The organism is Scandinavium lactucae (assembly GCF_033843265.1).
GTDB lineage: Bacteria > Pseudomonadota > Gammaproteobacteria > Enterobacterales > Enterobacteriaceae > Scandinavium > Scandinavium lactucae.
Window position 1 is genome coordinate 1 of sequence record NZ_JAWXRD010000016.1, and the last position, 2803, is coordinate 2803.

Genomic DNA, 2803 nt, shown 5'->3' on the forward strand with positions numbered 1-2803 from the left:
AACCGCTGACCTCTTGCATGCCATGCAAGCGCTCTCCCAGCTGAGCTATAGCCCCGTTACGCAAAGCGTGTCGTGTTGACGGGCGGCATAATATGAATTCCCTTGCCAGGTGTCAACGGCAAAATGTTATCCCTTCTTTCAATCGATGAAAAAGCACGCAACTAAATGAGATTGCGAGCGTTCTCGCAATCAGTAGTTAAACGCATCACGTTTTCAACTAAAAGGATGCTATAACATGAACCATTAATTCCCACACTGGCACTCAGGATATAGCATGCTCAAGGAACGAATGACGCCGGAGGAGCTCGCCGATCTGACCGGATATAGCCGACAAACCATCAATAAATGGGTACGTAAAGAGGGATGGCAAACCTCACCTCGTCCCGGTGTTCAGGGCGGTAAAGCGCGCCTGGTACACGTCAACGACGAGGTTCGCGAATTTATCCGCAGCGCCCAGCGCGCGGCAGATGTTCCCGCCCACAATCCTCATTCTCTCGATGACAGTTTTGATTCACTGCTGCTGTCGCTGGCCAAAGAAATGTCGGACCACGAACAGAAGCAGTTGACCAGTCTGCTTCTGCGCGAAGGCATCACCGGTTTGCTCCACCGGTTGGGTATCCGGACGCAAGAATCCGTATGAAAATACTCCATAGCAAAATGACCACGCAGGAACTGGCGAACTGTGTTGGGATGGCTAAACAGACGATCAATCGCTGGATCCGGGAACAACACTGGATAACCGAACCGATTCCCGGCGTAAAAGGGGGTCGTGCCCGGTTGATTCATATCACGCCGGAAGTGAGAAATTTTTTATCCTCAACGCCCAAACTTCGCCATCTCTCGCTGACGTTGCAGGCAGCGGAAAACGAGTTTCCTTACCACGCTCAGGATAGCTGTCCGCTGTGGCGGCAAATTCAGGATGTGTTAGCGATGATGACCGATGAAGAGAAGCAGCGCTTGCACGTTCTGCTGGTGCGTGAAGGATTAAGTGGTTTTCTCCAACGGCTTAAGATAGCCGACGAAAGCGCATAAAAAAACGGCAGGCATAAGCCTGCCGTTTCTTATTCGAGCCAGTTATTGCTGATTTTCACGTTCTGCAATAAATGCCAGCGCTTTGTTGATACGCGCAACGCTGCGGCTTTTGCCAATCGCGTGGACAGTGACATCCAGGCCTGGTGACTGACCGGCACCGGTAACAGCTACACGCAATGGCATTCCAACTTTACCCATCCCGACTTCAAGCTCATCTGCCGTCGCCTGAATGGCGTGATGGACATTTTCTGCCGTCCAGTCGGTGATGGTGTTCAGTTTGTCGCGAACCACTTCCAGCGGCTGACGCGCAACCGGACGCAGGTGTTTTTTCGCCGCGTCGGCATCGAACTCATCAAACTCTTCATAGAAGTAACGGCAGCTCGCCGCCATCTCTTTCAGGGTCTTACACCGCTCACCCAACAGTTTCACTAGCTCAGACAGCTGTGGACCGTTGCGGGTGTCGATATTTTCCTGCTCGATGTGCCACTGCAGATGCGTCGCCACATATTCAGGTGCCAGGGTATTAATGTAGTGATGGTTCAGCCACTGCAGTTTTTCAGTGTTAAACGCACTCGCGGATTTGCTCACTGCATTCAGGGAGAACAGGGAGATCATCTCTTCACGGGTGAAGATTTCCTGGTCACCGCTGGACCAACCCAGGCGCACCAGATAGTTCAGCAATGCTTCAGGCAGGTAGCCATCATCACGATACTGCATCACGCTGACCGCACCATGACGCTTGGACAGCTTTTTACCGTCGTCGCCGTTGATCATGGAAACGTGGGCATACACCGGCACCGGTGCATTCAGCGCTTTCAGAATGTTGATCTGGCGCGGGGTGTTGTTGATATGGTCTTCACCACGGATAACGTGAGTGATTTCCATATCCCAGTCATCGACGACAACGCAGAAGTTGTAGGTTGGGGAGCCATCGGTACGACGAATGATCAGGTCGTCGAGTTCCTGATTACTGAATTCAATCGGGCCACGGATCTGGTCGTCAAAAATAACGGAACCGTCCTGCGGGTTGGCGAAACGCACAACGCATGGCTCATCAGCGGCATGATGTTCATGACCATGGCGGCAACGGCCGTCATAGCGTGGCTTCTCGCCGTTCGCCATTTGCTCTTCACGTAAGGCTTCGAGACGTTCTTTAGAGCAGTAACATTTATACGCCGTACCGGCCACCAACATGTCGTCAATCACCGCGTTATAGCGATCGAAACGTTTAGTCTGGAAGTATGGGCCTTCATCCCACTCCAGGCTCAGCCAGTTCATGCCATCCATAATAGCTTCGATGGCTTCTGGCGTAGAGCGCTCAAGATCGGTGTCTTCAATACGCAGCACGAACTCACCGCCGTGGTTGCGAGCAAACAGCCAGGAATAAAGAGCAGTACGAGCACCGCCGACGTGCAGATAGCCTGTTGGGCTAGGCGCGAAGCGAGTTTTGATTTTCATGAAATGGCCTTACGTTTAGAAAGTTGCCGACAGCCGGCAAATCCTGGAAAAAAACAATGGGCAATATTCTACCACTACCGCCTGAATCCTCAATGTCGATCCCTGCGAATCGCTGCGCTTAGCCGATTTTGTTTATAAATCATGCGCCACGGAATGATTTGCGATCGTTTTGTTTAATTTTACGACGAACAAACAAAATCTTTGGAAAAGGCGTTGACTCATTTTCAACTCTCCCTATAATGCGACTCCACACAGCGGGGGTGATTAGCTCAGCTGGGAGAGCACCTCCCTTACAAGGAGGGGGTCGGCGGTT

Annotated in this window: 3 protein-coding genes; 2 read left to right on the forward strand and 1 reads right to left on the reverse strand. The window is 51.8% G+C overall.

All coding sequences use genetic code 11. The features are described 5' to 3' along the window. The first annotated feature begins 274 nt into the window (after positions 1-274). Complete coding sequence (locus SIK69_RS07970) at positions 275-640, forward strand: YfeC-like transcriptional regulator (RefSeq protein WP_319626560.1); 366 nt, start codon at positions 275-277, stop codon at positions 638-640. Beyond that, positions 637-1032 (forward strand): YfeC-like transcriptional regulator, encoded by a 396-nt coding sequence (locus SIK69_RS07975; protein ID WP_319785821.1) that lies wholly within the window; start codon positions 637-639, stop codon positions 1030-1032. The genes SIK69_RS07970 and SIK69_RS07975 overlap by 4 nt, the downstream gene beginning before the upstream one ends. Before the next feature lie 42 nt (positions 1033-1074). Here the strand turns inward: SIK69_RS07975 and gltX are convergent, their stop codons facing one another. After that, positions 1075-2490, reverse strand: a complete 1416-nt coding sequence (gene gltX, locus SIK69_RS07980) for a glutamate--tRNA ligase (RefSeq protein ID WP_319785822.1) — start codon at positions 2488-2490, stop codon at positions 1075-1077. Positions 2491-2803 lie beyond the last annotated feature (313 nt).

Coding starts and splice junctions, on each gene's coding strand:
- SIK69_RS07970 (WP_319626560.1), top strand. CDS start 275: ATGCTCAAGGAACGAATGACGCCGGAGGAGCTCGCCGATCTGACCGGA.
- gltX (WP_319785822.1), bottom strand. CDS start 2,490: ATGAAAATCAAAACTCGCTTCGCGCCTAGCCCAACAGGCTATCTGCAC.
- SIK69_RS07975 (WP_319785821.1), top strand. CDS start 637: ATGAAAATACTCCATAGCAAAATGACCACGCAGGAACTGGCGAACTGT.